The organism is Curtobacterium phoenicis (assembly GCF_047238015.1).
GTDB lineage: Bacteria > Actinomycetota > Actinomycetes > Actinomycetales > Microbacteriaceae > Curtobacterium.
This window is the reverse complement of record NZ_JBDFLZ010000002.1, coordinates 580717-596875: the sequence shown is the minus strand read 5'-3', so window position 1 is coordinate 596875 and position 16159 is coordinate 580717. Positions and strand designations below refer to the sequence as shown.

Sequence of the window (16159 nt, the reverse complement as noted above, 5' to 3'; positions counted from 1 at the left end):
GCTGATCCCGTCAGACCCTCCCAGGATCCGTGACCGGGTCCGCGAGCACGGCGTCGAGGACCGCCCGGTGTTCGTCCGCGTCACCCGGCCCGGCGCTCCCGGCGAGCATGATGAGCGACTTCCAGAGCGCCCAGCCGCGAGCCCGCGCCCATGTGTCCGCGTCCAGGCCGACCGCGTCGCGGAACACCCGGCGGGCATCGGGGTCGAGGAACGTCCACGCCAGCACCAGGTCGCACGCCGGGTCCCCCACGCCGCACGTCCCGAAGTCGATCACGGCGCTGAGACGGCCTCCGTCGTCCACGAGGAGGTTCCCGGGAGCGACGTCGCCGTGGAACCAGACGGGCGGTCCGCTCCATGCCGAGCGCGTCGCTGCGTCCCAGACGGCCTCACACGCCCGGCGGTCGACGCGGGCGCCGAGTCGGTCGAGCGCGGCGACGACCTCGGCGGCGTAGTGCGACGGGTGGGCCCCGCGGTGGAACGAGTGCGCGCCAGCAGCCGGCCCCGGTCCGACAGGCAGGCTGCGCAACTGCACGAGCACCGCGGCGACGTCGGTCGCGGCCAGCGTCCGGTCCGCGTCCGGCACGTCGACGAGCAAGGAGCCCGGCAGCCAACGGCGCACCGACCACGGGAACGGGTAGTCGGCGTCGGGCGCCCCGGTCGCGACGGGCTCCGGAACGGGGACGTCGAGGCGCGCGGCGAGGTACGGCAGGACCCGCTGCTCCTTCTCGACCGCGGGCACGTACCCGGCGGCGCTCGGGAGGCGCACGCTCAGGTCGTCACCGAGCCGGAAGGTCCGGTTGTCCCAGCCCTGGTGCGCGACCTCGCGGACGGGCAGGTCCGCCCACCCGGGGAACTGCGTCGCGACGAGCCGATGGACGAGGTCGGCGTCGATGCGGGGCGCGTCGGTGTCCATGGGCAGCAGGGTAGACGGGCGCCGTACGTGGGCCCGGGCACGCCACCGACGGGACGGAGGTGCCCCGTGCCTCCAGGCCGTCACCCGCGCAAGCGGTCCCGCTCCGCCGGGGGCAGGTGCTCCGTCGCCGTCGCACGCGCGACGGGCGTGAGCCAGCGGCCCTGCCGCTCGAGGAACGCCACGAGCGCCGGTTCGGAAGCGCGCTTCCCGACCTCCCGCAGCACCCAGCCGATCGCGGACTGCACCGTGTCGCCGCGCTCCCGGACGAGCCGACCCACGATCCCGAGAGCGACGTCCGCATCGCCCTGCTTCACGAACGCCAGCGTCGCGACCACCGCGATCCGCCGCACGATCGCGACGTCGGACTTCGCGAGCGCGAAGAGCGGCCCCGTCGACCCGCCGGCGACGAGGGGTGCACCCACGAGCTCCTCCGCCGCGAGGTCCACGAGCACCGGGTCGTCGAACCGCTCGGCCTTCGCCGCGGCGAGGTACTCCTCGGTCAACTCGTCGTCCGGACGCGCCCGCATCGCCTGCACGAGGAGCAGCACCGCGACCAGCCGCGCACCCGCGTCCTCGCTCCACAGCAGCGCCGAGCGCTCACCCTCGTCGAGGGCGGCGAACCGCCGCGCGACCCTGCGGGCCGCGGCGACGTCGCCGGTCGTGCGAGCGAGGGCCGTGATGACGTCCTCCGCCGACCCGCCGGCCTGGAGGCCCGTCACGCGACCTCCCCGGCGGTCGCCTCCGCCGCCCGTCGGCTCCGGCGACCGCGCCGCAGCACGATCACCGCGACCACGACGAGGAACGCCGCGAACAGCCACGTGCTGACCTGCGGGTCCACCAGCCGTGCGAGCCACGCACCGGCCGGCGAGCAGACGGCGGCGGTCACACCGACGGTGAGGCCGACCCGCACGTCCACCGCACGCCGTCGGAGGTTCGCGACGGTGCCGGACACCGACGTCGGCACCATCGTCAGCAGCGACGTCCCCTTCGCCAACAGGTCACCGGCACCGAGCGCCACCTCGAGCCCCGGCACGATCACGACACCGCCCCCGACACCGACGAGCCCGGACAGGACGCCCGACAGGAGCCCGAGGGCGAGCAGGACGAAGGCCTCGCCGACGCCGAAGTGCACCTCGCCGCCGCGGGTCGGGACCGTCGTGAACAGCGAGACGAGCACCACCGCGACGAAGCCGACGAAGATCCACGGCAGGGCACGGAGCGGGACGGTCCGGAGGAGTCGTGCACCGATCGGCGCACCGACGACGCTGCCGACCGCCAGCGTGAGGGCCGCCAGCCAGTGGACCTCTCCCTGCACGGCGTAGGTGACCGCACCGACGACGGCCGCCGGTGCGATCGCCACGAGCGAGGTGGCGGAGGCACGACGCTGGTCCATGCCGGCGAAGGCCATCAGGGCGGGGACGACGACCACACCGCCGCCGACGCCGAACAGCCCCGACAGGAGCCCGGCGACGACGCCGATCGCGACGAGGGCGAGGGTCCGGGGCATCGTCCCAGCCTAGGACGCGCGTCGCGGGAACCGGCGTACCAGTCCCCGTGGGCTGTCCTGCGGGACGGCCGTTCCCCGGACGACTGCCCCGGGCAGAGGTCGCCCCCGACTGCCCGCCCGCGTCAGCGGAAGTGCAGGATCGACAGCGGGTCGATGAGGGTGCCGCCGCGGCGGGTCTCGACGTGCACGTGCGGCCCCGTCGACTGTCCGGTGTTGCCCGACTTCCCGATCGTGGTCGAGAGCGACACGATCTGTCCCTTCTTGACCTGGATCGCGCTCAGGTGTGCCGTCAGGACGGTCACGTTGCCGTAGGTCACGACGACGTAGTTCCCGTACGTGGCGTTGTTCGCGACGGTGGTCGTCACGGTGCCCGTCCCGGAGGCGTAGACCGGCGTACCGACGGCCACCGGGGAGTCCGTGCCCTGGTGGTACCGCGGGACGTGGTTCGCGCCGCGGTCGTCGCCGTACCGTCCGGAGATCTTCGTGCTCGCCACCGGCCAGCGCAAGCCGGTCACCGGCTTCGTCGACCAGACGCGGGTGTCGCTCTTCCCGTAGAGCACGACGTTCCCGTCGACCTGCACGAGGAGTTGACCACCGCCGTACTTGTACGTGCGCGTCGACCACTTGGCCGCGTTCGCCGCCGTGTAGACGACGAGGTTGCCGTCGGTCTGCACGGCCGCGTACGCCCCGGGGTTCCCGGACGTGCCGGAGGACCACACGACCTTGCCCGCCACCGACTGGACGAGGTTGCCGTCGGTGCGCATCTCGAGGGTGCGGGTGGTGCTCGCGTCGGAGCGGAGGGTGGTGCCGCCGAGGATCGTGTACCCGGCCGGGACCCGGTCCTGGTACCCCTTCCAGCTGACGATCGGCGTCGTGCCGGAGAGCAGTGCCATCGTGCCGTCGCCGCGGAGGACGAACGACGTCGACTGCTTGGTGCCTGCCGACGACCACCGCGTGACCCGCTTGCCGCCGAGGAGCAGGTCGACCGCACGGTTCTTGCCGATCTTGAGGATCGCGCCGGGCTTGTTCGAGGTTCCGGACGCCCACAGCACAGCGTTGCCGATGCCGTACTCGACGAGGTTGCCGTCGCCCTGCAGGACGAGGCGGAACTGTCCGTTCGGCGAGGTGACCGAGTCACCCGGGTTGAGCGTGGTCCCGGCAGGGACGGAGCCCTTCCAGACGACGGCGGCGGAGGCCGGCTCGGCCGTTCCGATGAAGCCACCGGCGACGACGGCGATCGCTGCGAGGCCCGCTGCCAGGCGGGACGCGCGGGCTCGGAACGGCCGGCGCGGACGCGTGGCGATGGACGGGTTGCTGGTCATGGTTCCCCTGCTGGTCGGTGCGCCGTGCCCCTGCACGGACTGCGACCCGCCCTGCACGAGTCACCGAACGATGGTCGGTGTTCTGCGTCCGCGAGGACAACCCCAGTTCCGGGGGCACGGTGCGAGCGGAGCAGGATGGGAGCATGCCGACACCGAACCCCGCCTTCGTCCCGCCCACCTCGACACCGACGCGCCCGGACCTCGCCGGCACGTTCGGAGCGGTCGCGTCCACGCACTGGATCGCGACCGCCACGGCCCAGTCGGTGCTCGAGCGTGGCGGCAACGCGTTCGACGCCGCGGTGGCCGGAGCCTTCGTGCTGCAGGTCGTCGAGCCGCACCTCAACGGTCCGGGCGGTGACCTCACGGCGGTGTTCGCGACGGCCGACGACCCGACACCGGTCGTGCTCTGCGGGCAGGGACCGGCCCCCGCCGGCGCGACACGTGGACACTTCCTCGCGGAGGGCCTCGACCTCGTCCCCGGCGCCGGCGCCCTCGCCGCCGCGGTGCCCGGGGCGGTGGACGCCTGGCTCCTCCTGCTCCGCGATCGCGGAACCTGGGACCTCGCGGACGTCCTGGCCCCGGCGATCGGGTACGCCCGCGACGGTCACCCGGTCACCGCCGGCGTCGTGCGGACGATCACGGCCGTGCAGGACCTGTTCCGCGAGCACTGGCCCACGTCGGCTGCGCAGTGGCTGCCGGGAGGCACGGTGCCGGTCCCAGGCGACCTGCTCCGCAACGAGCCGCTCGCGGCCGTCTACGAGCGGCTCGTCGCCGCCGGCGGTGAGCACGCCGGCCGGACGGCCCGCATCGACGCCGCTCGCACCGAGTGGGCGGAGGGCCTCGTCGCGCAGACGATCGACGCGTTCGTCCGCGAACCGCACCGGCACGCCTCGGGCACGGACCACGCCGGCGTGATCCGCGCGACCGACCTGCAGGCGTTCCGCGCGACGTACGAACCGGCGACCACGGCCGAGTTCCGCGGCTGCACGATCGCGAAGACCGGGCCGTGGGGCCAGGGCCCGGCGCTGCTCGAGACCCTGCGGCTGCTCGAACCGTTCGACGACGCGCTGCTCGACCCGTCGACCGAGGTCGGCGTCCACACGATCGTCGAGGCGCAGAAGCTCGCCCTCGCCGACCGCGACCTGTTCTACGGCGACGGGGACGTACCCCTCGAGGTCCTGCTCTCGGACGCGTACACCGACGAGCGTCGCACCCTGATCGGCGAGCAGGCCTCGGCCGAGCTCCGACCGGGCACCGTGCCAGGCTTCGAACACGCCACCCCGCCGCTCCGCACCGCGTACGACACCGAGGCCGACGGCACCGTCGGCGAGCCGACCGTCCGGGTCGCCTCCGACGCGGACGAGACCGTCCCGGTCGAGGACCGCGGCGAGCCGTTCGTCGCCCCGAACGGCGAGACACGCGGTGACACGGTCCACATCGACGTGGTCGACCGCTGGGGCAACATCGTCAGCGCGACGCCGTCCGGCGGGTGGCTCCAGTCGTCGCCGACGATCCCGGGTCTCGGGTTCTGCCTCGGCACCCGGCTGCAGATGACCTGGCTCGAGGAGGGCACCGCGTCCACACTGACACCCGGCGAGCGACCCCGGACCACCCTCACGCCGACCCTCGTGCTCCGGGACGGCCACCCGGTCGCGGCGCTCGGGTCGCCCGGGGGCGACCAGCAGGACCAGTGGCAGCTGCTCTTCCTGCTGCGGTGGATCGTCGGCGGCTACTCACCACAGCAGGCGATCGACGCGCCGATGCTGCACACGACCTCGTTCCCCGGGTCGTTCTGGCCACGGACGTGGGAACCCGCTGGCCTCGTGGTCGAGGACCGGCTCGGCGCCGACGTCATCGACGCACTGGAAGCCCGTGGACACGTCGTCACCAGAGCCGGCGACTGGGCGCTCGGCCGGCTGTGCTGCGTCACCCGCGACCCGTCAATCGGGGTCGTCGGGGCGGCGGCCAATCCTCGGGGCGCGCAGGGCTACGCGATCGCTCGCTGAGGACGGGGCCGGACGACGGGAGGCCCGGGGCGGAGTCGCCACGGGCCTCCCGTCCGGCGCACGGGCCGACGGTCGAGCGTCAGCTGCGGGGCCGCGCGGCGCGCACCCAGCGCACGAGGTTGACGACCGGGTACGCGAGCGCGAGCAGCGCGATGACCGCCATGCCGATCGCGCCGGCCCACACGTCAGCCGGGCCGGCGAGGATCCGGCCCACGACCACGAGCGCGTTGATGCCGATCGCGGCGAGGACGATCGAGGCGACGATCCGCCAGACCAGTCCCGACCGCGAGACCGGTTCCGACACGCCGCTGACGAGGCCGCGCTCGGGAGCGTCGTACGGGATCCCCACCGCCATGCCACCGTCGGTGGTCCCGTCGCCTGAGGCCCGCGGCCTGACGGCCTCGGTGTACTCCGGGTTCGTCACCATGATCTGCTCCCCACTGCGGAGCAGCCACTGCCCCGCGAGCTCACGGTAGCCCCGGCGGGCCGGTCCGGACCAGTCCCGTTACCGGATCGTCGTCAGCGACCGAGGGTCGGCACGACGACGGCTCGACCGGAGAGCTCCCCGGCCTCGAGCTTCCGGTAGGCCTCGAGCGCGTCGTCGAGTGCGTACCGCTCGACGTCCGGCACGATCTGGCCCGCCCGGTACATCGCGACGACCTCGTGCAGGTCCTCGATCGTGCCCCAGTAGGTGTTCGTGATCGTCGACTCGTACGGGGTCGAGAAGAAGTTCCACTCGGTCGTGCCGCCGGCGATGCCGACGACGGTGAACCGGCCGCCGATCGCCATCGACGCCTGCGCCGTCTTGACCGTCGGGGTGGCACCGACGAAGTCGAACGCGGCGTCGACGCCGCGCCCGCCGGTGATGTCCCGGATGGCGGCGACCTGGCCCGGGCCCCCAGGGACGGTGACCGCGCCACGGGCGGCGGCTCGGTCCATCGCGTCCTGCTTCACGTCCGTCGCGATGACGGTCGCTCCGGTGAGCGCGGTGAGGATCTGCACGGCGATCTGTCCGAGTCCGCCGAGCCCGACGACGAGCGCGTACTTGCCGCCGCCCGCGAGGTTCGGCAGCGCTGCCTTGATGGCGTGGTACGGCGTCAGGGCGGCGTCACTGAGCGGTGCCGCGGTGATCGGGTCGGCGTCGCCGAGGGGCACGAGGTTCCGCGCGGGCACGACGACGTACTCGGCCATGCCCCCGTCGCGGCCGAGGCCGATGCCCGCGTACGGGTTCGTGGCGGCGTTCTCGCAGTACGTGTCCTGCCCCTTGGAGCAGTACGAGCAGTGCCCGCACCCGACGGGGCCGTACACGAGGTAGGCGTCCCCCGAGGTGAACCCGGTCACGCCGGGGCCGACCGACTCGACCCAGCCGGAGTTCTCGTGCCCGAGGACGAACGCGGGTGCCTGCGCTCCCGGCTGGCCCTCGCGGAACTCGCGGTAGACGGCGACGTCGGAGTGGCACGCCCCGGCGCCGGCGACCTTGAGCAACACCTCGCCCGGCCCGGGCGTGGGCTTCGGCACGTCCGTGAGGGACGGGAAGGTCTGGTACTGCTCGAACACGACGGCACGCATGGTTGCTGCTCCTCCTGACGGGTCACTGGTGAGCGTCGACTCGACTCGTCGGGCGTCACGGGGTGCGGCGTCGCGATCGGATCGGGCCGATCCACCGCCAAACTACACCTGTTGCGTAAGTGCCGGGCCCGGATCCGGGTCGGGCAGGGACTCCCGACGCCCGGCGAACAGCCCACGGTCGAAGCGCGCACCACGCACGCGGGGACGACTGACCACCATGCCGGTGACGACCAACCACCCGATCGGGCCGGTGAAGACGAGGAGCAGGATCCACATCCCGGTGTGGTCGCGGTCGTGGAGCCGCCGGACGAGCAACGACCACCGCGGGATCGCGGTGACGAGCAGCCCCACGATGATCGCGACGTCCCAGCTGTCGGGCCAGGCGTCACGGCCCGACCCGTACCCCCACCACGCGGTGGAGGACCGGCCCTGGTGGATCTCGAACAGGTGGAACCCGACCTGCGGCGACGGGACGATGCCGAACGGGTCGGCGTAGACCGTCCAGCGCGCGGTCATGCCGAGCTGCTGCACGAGCCACCAGACCGCGAGGGCGACCACTGCCTGCAGGGCGATGACCCAGAAGAACTCCGTCCGGCTGGCGCGGCCGTGGAACCGCCACCCCTGCGTCCAGAACCGCACCCACGCCACGTCCGGGCGTCGGGACACGTCGACCGGCCCCTGCTCGAGCACCCGCGTCCGGAACGACGTGCTGTCCCCCATGCGCCCGATCGTAGGGCAGACCTGCGTCTTCCCCGTGAGCAGGTTGCGAGAACGGTCGTTCTCCGATTGACTCGGCCTTGGCTCCGGACCGGAGTCGACGGCTCCGCACGGGGCCGACCCCACACGAAAGGAGCGGGAATGCCCACGCGCACCGCACGCACCGCCTGGAACGGCGGCCTCAACGACGGTTCCGGCCAGGTCGAACTCTCGAGCTCGAAGGTCGGCACCTACGACGTGTCCTTCCCGAAGCGCGCCGCGGACGAGGCCGGTGGCACCACCAGCCCCGAGGAGCTGATCGCCGCGGCCCACTCCTCCTGCTACGCCATGCAGTTCTCGGCGATCCTCGGCGAGGCCGGCGGCACCGTCGAGGCGCTCGACGTCAAGGCCGACGTCTCCCTCGGCCCGGACTCGGCCGGCGGCTTCAAGCTCACCGGCATCGTCCTCACCGTGAGCGGCGAGGTCTCCGGCATCGACGAGGCGGCCTTCCTCAAGGCCGCTGACGAGGCCAAAGCGACCTGCCCGGTCTCCAAGGCGCTCACCGGCGTCGACATCGAGCTGCACGCGACGTTCGAGCAGTAGCCGTCACCCCCTGACGGCCGGGAGGCCCGTGGCGACCCCGCCACGGGCCTCCCGTCCGTCCGTCACCTACGCTGAGTGCCGTGCCCCGGTTCCTCGCCACCCCGACCTGGCTCGCCCTGTGGGCGGGCGCCGCCGTCCTGGTCGCGGGCGTGGTGGTCTGGCTCTCCGCACCGACCGCCTCGTTCGGCTGGTTCGCGTACGCCCCGCTCGCCGGAGCGGTCTTCGACCCGGTGACGCACTCGTGGCAGCAGGTCGTCGGGCCGGTCCTCATCCTGGTCGGCGCGGTCGTCGCAGCGTTCGCCCTCGGCCGGCTCAGCGTGCGTCGACGGCGCTGACCGTCCCAGCCGGCGGCAGGGCCGCGTTCAGCGCACGTCCGGACTCGGTCGACCGCGACTGGCACCATGGCGGGATGGCCGAGCAGTCCCTCCCCGGCGTGCCGAGACCCGGCCGCCCGCCGCGGCCCCGCGTCCGGAAGGTCGCGCAGCACGACCTCCGCGACGCCCGCGCACGGCTGCGCGGCACGATCTACGAGGACGTCGCCCCGGACGTCCGACCCCGCGAGCAGTACTCCCCCGTGCAGATCGTCGACTTCTGCCTCGACCTCGCGGAGGTCATGCTCGCCTCGGGCGCCGACACCCGGAGCGTCGAGACCGCGGTGGTCGCGGTGTCGACGAAGTGGAACCTCGCGCCGCTCGACCTCGACCTCACCGGCAGCTCGGTGACGATCCAGTACGCGCCGGCCGACGGCCCCGCGCTCGTGAAGTTCCGCACCGTGACGATCGACGGCTCCGACCTCGGGCGCCTCGCGTGGGCGAACCAGATCGTGGACGACCTCGTGCACGGTGCGCGCGACATGACCTCAGCCGTGAGCGCCCTCGTCGCCGTGCTCCGGATGCCGCCCCGGTGGCCGAACTGGCTCGCCGACGTCGGGCTCGCGATCCTCGGCACCTCGATCGCGATGCAGGCCGGCGGCGGGTGGCGAGCCGGCCTCGGGGCGTTCGTCCTGATGATGGGGATCATCGTGTCCGGCCGCTGGCTGACCGGACGGGGCTTCCCACAGTTCTTCGTGTCGGGAGCCCAGGGCGCGGTGGCCTCAGCCCTCGGCACCCTCGCGATCGCGGCGGGCGTCCTCGGGCCGGCCGGTGCGGCGACGATGGTGGCCGCGCTCGTCGTGCTGCTGCTGCCGCACGTCTCGCTCGTGACCTGGGCGCAGGACGCGATCTCGGGCTTCCGGGCGATGGCGGTCGCGCGGGCCTTCTCGATCCTGCTCGTCATCGCCGCGATCGTCGTCGGGGTCCCGGCGGGCATCGCGTTGACGCACTGGCTGCGGATCGAGGTCGACCCGTCCGGCATCGTGCTCGATCCGCTGCCGCTGTGGGCGTCGCTGTCCCTCACGGTCGTGTCCGCCGCGGCGAACTGCTTCGTGCAGCAGGCCAGCGCGCGGGTGATCCCGGTCGCGGTGACCTTCTCGGTGGCCGCCGGTGCGTCGCTGTGGGCGCTGCGTCAGCTCGGGTTCCCGCTCCTCGGCGCGACGTTCCTCGCGTCCGTGCTCCTCGGCGTGCTCGCGACGATCGCCGCTGCGCGGATGCGGACCGCCGTGGGGGCGATCGCCGTCCCGGCGTTCTGCGGCGCGCTGCTCCCCGGTGTCGCGGTGTCGAACGCCCTGCTCAACGTGATGTCGGGGTCGTCGACCTCGGCACTCGACTTCGTGTCCGCCGTGACCGTCGCGCTCGCGATCGGCGCCGGCCTCGTGCTCGGCGGGCTCTTCGCGACGCCGGGCGCGCGACGGGCCCTGCGGCGAGCGCGGAAGGTCGTCGTCCACTCGGTGCACAGCGACACCACGGCGCTCCGCGTGATCCGCGACTCGGGTTACGACCCCGGGGACGGCAGCCGGCCGCGCTGGTGACCCCGGCGCGGCCGGCCGTCACCCCGGTCGATGTCGGCCCGTGGCGTCGTCAGCTCGCGTCGGTGACGGCGCTCGAGACGGCGGTGGGTGCGTCGTAGTCACCGTCCGGGATGTTCTTCAGGGCTTCGAGCGCGTCGCCCGAGGCGCCCTCGCGCTCGGCGGTCGCGACGATGTCGTCCTTCGACGCCGGGTACTCGATGCCGCTCAGGTACTTCTGGATCTCGATCGGGTTGGGGTTCGCCACGACGGCTCCTTCCGGTTGGGGTCTCCACCGAGTACCCCGCTCGGACTTCGTCCCCGCACGGGTCCGCGCATCCCGGCCAACACCACCGGGTTGCGGGTCAGATCTCCCAGCTGCCCGGGTCGCTCCACGTGGCGTGCTGGACCTGGGCGCGAGGCTGGTACCGCTCCATCCAGCCAGCCTCGAGGCGCGCCACGGCCCGGTCGAACGCCTGGACGAGGTCCATGTCGGCACGCAGGAGCGCCTGGAGCTGCAGCCCCTCGTAGAGGGCGATGAGCTGCTCGGCACCACGCCGGGGGTCCATCGTGTGCGGGGCCCGGCCGACGGCCACGTCCCGCTCGAGGCCGCGCTTGATTTGCGAGAAGAACAGCTGGTAGCGGGAGCGGAGGTACGTGGCCATCGGGTGCGCCGGGTTGCCGGCCACCGACAGCAGCGCGACGAGCAGCCGCATGAGTGCCGGGTCCTCGGCGTTCGACGCGACGATCGCGCGGAGGAGGTCCACCGTGGCGGCGTCGCCGACCTCGGCCGCGACCTCTTCCATGCGGCCGCCGTTCCAGCGGTCGACGGCGGCGAGCACGAGACCGTCCCACGACGGGAAGTGCAGTTCGAGTTCGGTGAGCGTGATCCCCATCCGCTCTGCGACCTGCTCGGGTCGCGCCTCGTGGAAGGGCACGTCGCGCAGGAGGTCGACGGTCGCCCCGACGATCGTGATCCGCAGGTGCAGGGTGGCGGCCGCAGCGGCTGCCGCGTGCGTGTCCGCGCTGGTGTTCTCGAGCATCGTGCCCTCCGTTCGCCGGACGTCCTGTCCGGGGCGCCCTCGTGGGGCGCGTGCTGCACCCGGAACGGGTGCACGATCCATCCTGGTGGATGACGGGGGACACCAGAATCCCCGGTCCGGGTGTCGGCATTACGGGGGACAGGCGCCCCGCTCAGCCGGTTCGCGGCCGGTCGTGTGACGATGCCGCCATGTCCCCGAACGACTCGATCGCGCACGGCCTCGCGACCATGGCGTCCGCCGGCTTCGAGTTCGGCGGCGACGCCGACCAGGTCGCGCACGACGTCCGGACGATGTGGGAGCAGCTCGGCCGGCCGTCCGGAGCCTTCGAGGCCGCCGCGCGTGCGATCGCCGAACTCCCCCAGCGCCCGGAGGTCCCGATCGTGGACCAGGCGCGACGTCGTGCGTTCGAGCGGGCCATCGGCATCAACCCGGTCGAGGTCGAGCTCGCCGCCGCGCTGTCGGCACGCGAGCTGCTGGAGCGCCTGGCCCGCACCTCCGACGCGCCCTGCTGACGATCGTCCATCCGGGATCCCGTCACGCGTTAGGTGAACCTAAGTAGGTGAGGCTACCCTTACCTCGTGGTCGATCTGCATGCACGCGACGTCACCGTGGGGTACCACGGCGAGGACGTCGTCCACGCCGCCTCGCTGGAGCTCGCCGCCGGGACGGTGACCGCCCTCGTCGGACCGAACGGGTCCGGCAAGTCGACGCTCCTGCGCTCGATCGCGCGGCTCCAGCCCGCGCGCTCCGGGGCCGTGCACCTGCGCGGCGCGACCGACGCACACGACGCGGGCCGTGCCTCCAGGCCGGTGTCGACGGCGCGTGCGGCCGGGGACGCCGACGGGACCGACGTCGTCGACGGCCTCGCACTGACGCCGAAGGCGTTCGCCCGGCAGGTCGCCCTGCTCACCCAGGGCCGCCCCGTCCCGGGTGGCCTCCGGGTCCGCGACCTCGTGACCTTCGGACGGCACCCCCACCGCGGTCGGTTCGGCGGACAGGACCCCGACGGACAGGTCGTCGTCGCCCACGCGCTCGACGTGACGGGTCTGACGAGCCTCGCCGAGCGGCCCGCCGACGAGCTGTCCGGCGGACAGCTGCAACGGGTGTGGCTGGCGAGCTGCCTGGCGCAGCAGACCGGCGTCCTCCTGCTCGACGAGCCGACCACCTACCTCGACCTCCGCTACCAGGTGGAGCTGCTCGACCTGGTCCGCGACCTCGCTGACGTCCACGGCACCGCCGTCGGCGTCGTGCTCCACGACCTCGACCAGGCGGCCGCCGTCGCGGACCGTCTCGTGCTCCTGCGCGCCGGCGTCGTCGTCGCGGACGGCAGCCCGGAGGACGTCCTCGACGCCGAGCGCCTCTCGGACGTGTACGGCATCCGCATCGACGTGGACCACGACCCCACCACCGGAGCGCTCCGGACCCGCGCGATCGGTCGACACCACTCCCGGACCACCCCTGCACCCGCCCGCTGACGTCGGGCGCAGCACGCGTCCGAGCCCAGCTCCACCCTCATCGAACAGGAAGAACCGAGCCGCCATGAAGCGACGACTCCTCACCGCCACTGCCATCGCCGCGGCAGCCGCACTGGCCCTCACCGCCTGCGGCTCGACGCAGGCGGCGACCGACGCCAGCCCCTCCGCCGCGAAGATCACGGTCACCGACGCCCAGGGCACGAAGGTGACGCTCGACGGCCCCGCGAAGAAGGTCGTCGGCACGGAGTGGAACGTCGTCGAGGACCTCGAGACCCTCGGGGTGGCGCCCGCCGGCGTCGCGGACGTGAAGGGCTACAGCCAGTGGGACTCGAAGGTCCCGCTGACCGGTGACCCGAAGGACATCGGCACCCGCGGCGAGCCGAGCACCGACACGATCGCCTCGATCGCCCCGGACCTCATCGTCGCCACGACCGACCTCAAGGACTCGGTCGTCGCGCAGCTCCGCAAGATCGCCCCGACGATCGTCATCGCCTCGGCGAAGTCGGGCGCGCAGCTCGACACCATCAAGGACACGCTCGACCTCATCGCGGAGGCGACCGGCACGACCGCGAAGGCCGATGCCGTGTGGAAGGCCCTCGAGGAGAAGATCGCGGACGGCAAGCAGGAGATCGCCGACGCGGGCAAGGCCGGCACGAAGGTGGCGTTCGCGGACGGGTACGTCCTGTCGAACCAGGTCACGATCCGGCCGTACACGAAGGGCTCGCTCATCGGCCAGGTCAACGCCGAGCTCGGGCTCGCGGACGCATGGTCCGGGACGGGCATCGAGGGCGACGCCGCGTACGGCCTCGGCTCGACCGACGTGGAAGGGCTGACGAAGCTGCCGGCGGACACGCAGTTCCTGTACATCGACAACAAGACCGCGAGCGAGGACGACGTCTTCGGCACGACGCTCGCGTCGAACGCCGTGTGGAAGTCGCTGCCGTTCGTCGAGCAGGACCACGTGCACCGTCTCGACGACGGCATCTGGATGTTCGGCGGTCCCGGGGCGATGGACGCCTACGTCGACGCCGCGGTCGCCGCGCTCACGAAGTAGCGGTGACCGGGACCACCGCGCCCGCGCGGGCCGGGAGGCGCTCCACGAGCGTCGCCCGGCCCGCGCTCGGCGTCCTGCTGCTCGTCGCCGGGATCGTGCTCGTCGCGGTGCTCGCAGCGGTGGACACGACCCAGGGCACCGCGAACGTCGGGGTCGCGGACGTCTGGAAGGCCCTCACCGGCCGAGCGGACGGCGCCGACGCGTCCGTCGTCGTCGCCTCCCGCTTCCCCCGCGCCGCAGCCGGCCTCGTGGTCGGCTTCGCGCTCGGCGTCGCCGGCGCAGCGCTGCAGGCGGTGACCCGGAACGTGCTCGCGGCGCCGGACACCCTCGCCGTGAACGCGGGCGCGTACCTCGCACTCGGCATCGTCGCGGTGTCGGGCATCGGACTGCCGGTCGTCGCGCAGTCCGGGATCGCGTTCCTCGGCGGGCTCGCGGCAGCCGCCCTGGTGCTCGCGCTGTCCGGGCTCGGCAGCGGCGCCCTGCGGCTCGTCCTCGCCGGGACGGCGCTCGCTCTCGGCCTGGGATCCGTCACGCAGGCGCTCGTCCTGCTGTTCCCGCAGCAGACCCGGGGCCTGTACAGCTGGAACCAGGGCGGCATCGCGCAGAACGGGTACGACACGGTCCTGTCGATGCTCCCGGTGGTGGCCGTCGGTGTGGTCGGCTTCCTGGTCCTGTCCCACCGGGTCGATGCCCTCGCGCTCGGCGACGACGCCGCCCGCGGGCTCGGCGTCCCGGTCCGGAGCACCCGGGTCGTGGCGGTCGTGCTCGCCGTGCTGCTCAGCGCGGCGGCGGTCACGATCGCGGGGCCGATCGGGTTCGTCGGTCTCTGTGCACCCGCGCTCGTGCGTCCGATCGCGAGGACCTTCCCGACCCTGCACCGCTCGTGGGCGCTCCTGATGGTCTCGGGGCTCGTCGGTGCCGGCATCGTGGTCGCCTCCGACGTGCTGCTCCGCGCCGTCGTGTCCGGTGACCGGGCGGTGACCGTCCCCACTGGCGTCGTCACGAGCGTCGTCGGCGCGGTGTTCCTCGTCGTGATGGCGCTCCGGATGCGGGACACCGGACAGACGACCCCGCTCGAGGTGTCCCGCATCCCGGGGCGGCTCGCCGTCACCCTGACGGTGGTCGCCCTCGTGGCCGTGCTCGTCGGCGTGGTCGTCGCGTCGGTGCTGCTCGGCGACGCGAAGCTCCTGCTCGGTGACGTCACGAACTGGTTGACCGGCAGGGCGAACCAGGCGATCGCGTTCATCCTCGACACCCGCGTCCCGCGGGTCACCGCCGCGCTCCTGGCCGGTGCTGCACTGGCACTCGCCGGGACGCTCGTGCAGGGCGTCACCCGCAACCCGCTGGCCGACCCCGGGGTCCTCGGTGTCTCGAGCGGCGCCGGGCTCGGCGCAGTACTGGTCGTGACCGCGGTCCCCGCGGCCTCGACGTGGAGCGTGGCCGGTGCCGCGTTCGCCGGCGCCGCAGCTGCGGCACTCGTGGTGTTCGGCCTCGCGGCCCGCGGCGGGTTCCGGCAGAACCGCCTCGTGCTCGTCGGCGTCGGGGTGTCGGCCGGGCTCACGGCACTCATCAGCCTGCTCATCGTGGTCACCGACCCGTTCAACGCGAACAAGGCCCTGACCTGGCTGTCGGGTTCGACGTACGGCCGGACGTGGCAGGACTCACTGCCCGTGGTCGCGGTGCTCGTGGTGGCCCTCGCGCTCGTGCTGCCCGGCCACCGCGAGCTCGACATCGTGTCCCTCGACGAGGACTCCCCCAGGTTGCTCGGGGTCCGACTCGGCCGGACCCGCCTCGGCTTCCTGACGCTCTCGGTGCTCCTCACCGCCACGGCGATCGCGGCCGTCGGGACGATCGGCTTCGTCGGGCTCGTCGCGCCGCACGCCGCCCGCTCATTGGTCGGTCGAGCGCACGCCCGGGTCGTGCCGGTGGCGGTGCTGCTCGGAGCGGTGCTCGTCTGCCTCGGGGACCTGCTCGGACGGACCGTCATCGCGCCGGCCCAGCTCGGCGCGGGCATCCTCACCGCGCTCGTCGGCACGCCCTACTTCGTGTGGTTGCTCCTGAGGACGCCGCGGGCGGCGCACTGACGGCG

The 16159-nt window shown here is 73.2% G+C and carries 17 protein-coding genes; 8 read left to right on the top strand and 9 right to left on the bottom strand.

The features are described 5' to 3' along the window. Positions 1-10: 10 nt before the first annotated feature. From ABC270_RS03060 to ABC270_RS03045, 4 genes are all read right to left on the bottom strand, one after another. Positions 11-913, bottom strand: a complete 903-nt coding sequence (locus ABC270_RS03060; RefSeq protein WP_412879448.1) for an aminoglycoside phosphotransferase family protein — start codon at positions 911-913, stop codon at positions 11-13. Positions 914-993: 80 nt separating this feature from the next. Continuing rightward, positions 994-1632: a DNA alkylation repair protein gene (locus ABC270_RS03055; protein ID WP_412879447.1), complete on the bottom strand. Its 639-nt coding sequence runs from the start codon at positions 1630-1632 to the stop codon at positions 994-996. Beyond that, the gene (locus tag ABC270_RS03050) at positions 1629-2420 is read right to left on the bottom strand and encodes a sulfite exporter TauE/SafE family protein (RefSeq protein ID WP_412879446.1); all 792 of its coding nucleotides are present in this window, start codon (positions 2418-2420) and stop codon (positions 1629-1631) included. Before ABC270_RS03050 ends, ABC270_RS03055 begins: the two co-directional genes overlap by 4 nt. 122 nt (positions 2421-2542) lie before the next feature. Then, a complete protein-coding gene (locus ABC270_RS03045) occupies positions 2543-3742 on the bottom strand; it encodes a peptidoglycan DD-metalloendopeptidase family protein (protein WP_412879445.1) in 1200 nt (399 codons plus the stop codon). A 143-nt stretch (positions 3743-3885) separates the two neighbouring features. Between ABC270_RS03045 and ABC270_RS03040 the strand changes: the two genes are divergently transcribed. Then, positions 3886-5748, top strand: a complete 1863-nt coding sequence (locus ABC270_RS03040) for a gamma-glutamyltransferase family protein (protein WP_412879444.1) — start codon at positions 3886-3888, stop codon at positions 5746-5748. Positions 5749-5827: 79 nt separating this feature from the next. On the opposite strand, the gene ABC270_RS03035 is transcribed toward ABC270_RS03040, so the two are convergent. The 3 genes from ABC270_RS03035 to ABC270_RS03025 form a co-directional block, all read right to left on the bottom strand. Next, a complete protein-coding gene (locus ABC270_RS03035) occupies positions 5828-6175 on the bottom strand; it encodes a hypothetical protein (protein WP_412879443.1) in 348 nt (115 codons plus the stop codon). Positions 6176-6267: 92 nt separating this feature from the next. Beyond that, a complete protein-coding gene (locus ABC270_RS03030; protein WP_412879442.1) occupies positions 6268-7317 on the bottom strand; it encodes an NAD(P)-dependent alcohol dehydrogenase in 1050 nt (349 codons plus the stop codon). 102 nt (positions 7318-7419) lie between these two features. Continuing rightward, positions 7420-8037 (bottom strand): DUF805 domain-containing protein, encoded by a 618-nt coding sequence (locus tag ABC270_RS03025; protein WP_412879441.1) that lies wholly within the window; start codon positions 8035-8037, stop codon positions 7420-7422. A 138-nt stretch (positions 8038-8175) separates the two neighbouring features. Between ABC270_RS03025 and ABC270_RS03020 the strand changes: the two genes are divergently transcribed. The 3 genes from ABC270_RS03020 (at position 8176) to ABC270_RS03010 (ending at position 10522) form a co-directional block, all read left to right on the top strand. Then, positions 8176-8616, top strand: a complete 441-nt coding sequence (locus ABC270_RS03020) for an OsmC family peroxiredoxin (RefSeq protein WP_058724976.1) — start codon at positions 8176-8178, stop codon at positions 8614-8616. 80 nt (positions 8617-8696) lie between these two features. Further along, on the top strand, positions 8697-8951 hold the full coding sequence (locus tag ABC270_RS03015; RefSeq protein ID WP_412879440.1) for a hypothetical protein: 255 nt from the start codon (positions 8697-8699) through the stop codon (positions 8949-8951). A 74-nt stretch (positions 8952-9025) separates the two neighbouring features. Continuing rightward, positions 9026-10522, top strand: coding sequence for a threonine/serine exporter family protein (locus ABC270_RS03010; protein WP_412879439.1), 1497 nt, complete (start codon positions 9026-9028; stop codon positions 10520-10522). A gap of 49 nt (positions 10523-10571) precedes the next feature. Here the strand turns inward: ABC270_RS03010 and ABC270_RS03005 are convergent, their stop codons facing one another. Both ABC270_RS03005 and ABC270_RS03000 read right to left on the bottom strand, forming a co-directional pair. Continuing rightward, complete coding sequence (locus tag ABC270_RS03005; RefSeq protein WP_058724973.1) at positions 10572-10766, bottom strand: DUF2795 domain-containing protein; 195 nt, start codon at positions 10764-10766, stop codon at positions 10572-10574. A gap of 97 nt (positions 10767-10863) precedes the next feature. Further along, positions 10864-11541, bottom strand: a complete 678-nt coding sequence (locus tag ABC270_RS03000; protein WP_412879438.1) for a TetR/AcrR family transcriptional regulator — start codon at positions 11539-11541, stop codon at positions 10864-10866. Between the two features lie 188 nt (positions 11542-11729). On the opposite strand from ABC270_RS03000, the gene ABC270_RS02995 reads away from it, so the two are divergent. From ABC270_RS02995 to ABC270_RS02980, 4 genes are all read left to right on the top strand, one after another. Then, on the top strand, positions 11730-12053 hold the full coding sequence (locus tag ABC270_RS02995) for a hypothetical protein (RefSeq protein ID WP_412879437.1): 324 nt from the start codon (positions 11730-11732) through the stop codon (positions 12051-12053). Positions 12054-12119: 66 nt separating this feature from the next. Next, positions 12120-13016: an ABC transporter ATP-binding protein gene (locus tag ABC270_RS02990; protein WP_412879436.1), complete on the top strand. Its 897-nt coding sequence runs from the start codon at positions 12120-12122 to the stop codon at positions 13014-13016. A gap of 64 nt (positions 13017-13080) precedes the next feature. Beyond that, on the top strand, positions 13081-14070 hold the full coding sequence (locus ABC270_RS02985) for an ABC transporter substrate-binding protein (protein WP_412879435.1): 990 nt from the start codon (positions 13081-13083) through the stop codon (positions 14068-14070). Positions 14071-14072: 2 nt separating this feature from the next. Then, positions 14073-16154, top strand: coding sequence for an iron ABC transporter permease (locus ABC270_RS02980; protein ID WP_412879434.1), 2082 nt, complete (start codon positions 14073-14075; stop codon positions 16152-16154). Positions 16155-16159: the final 5 nt, after the last annotated feature.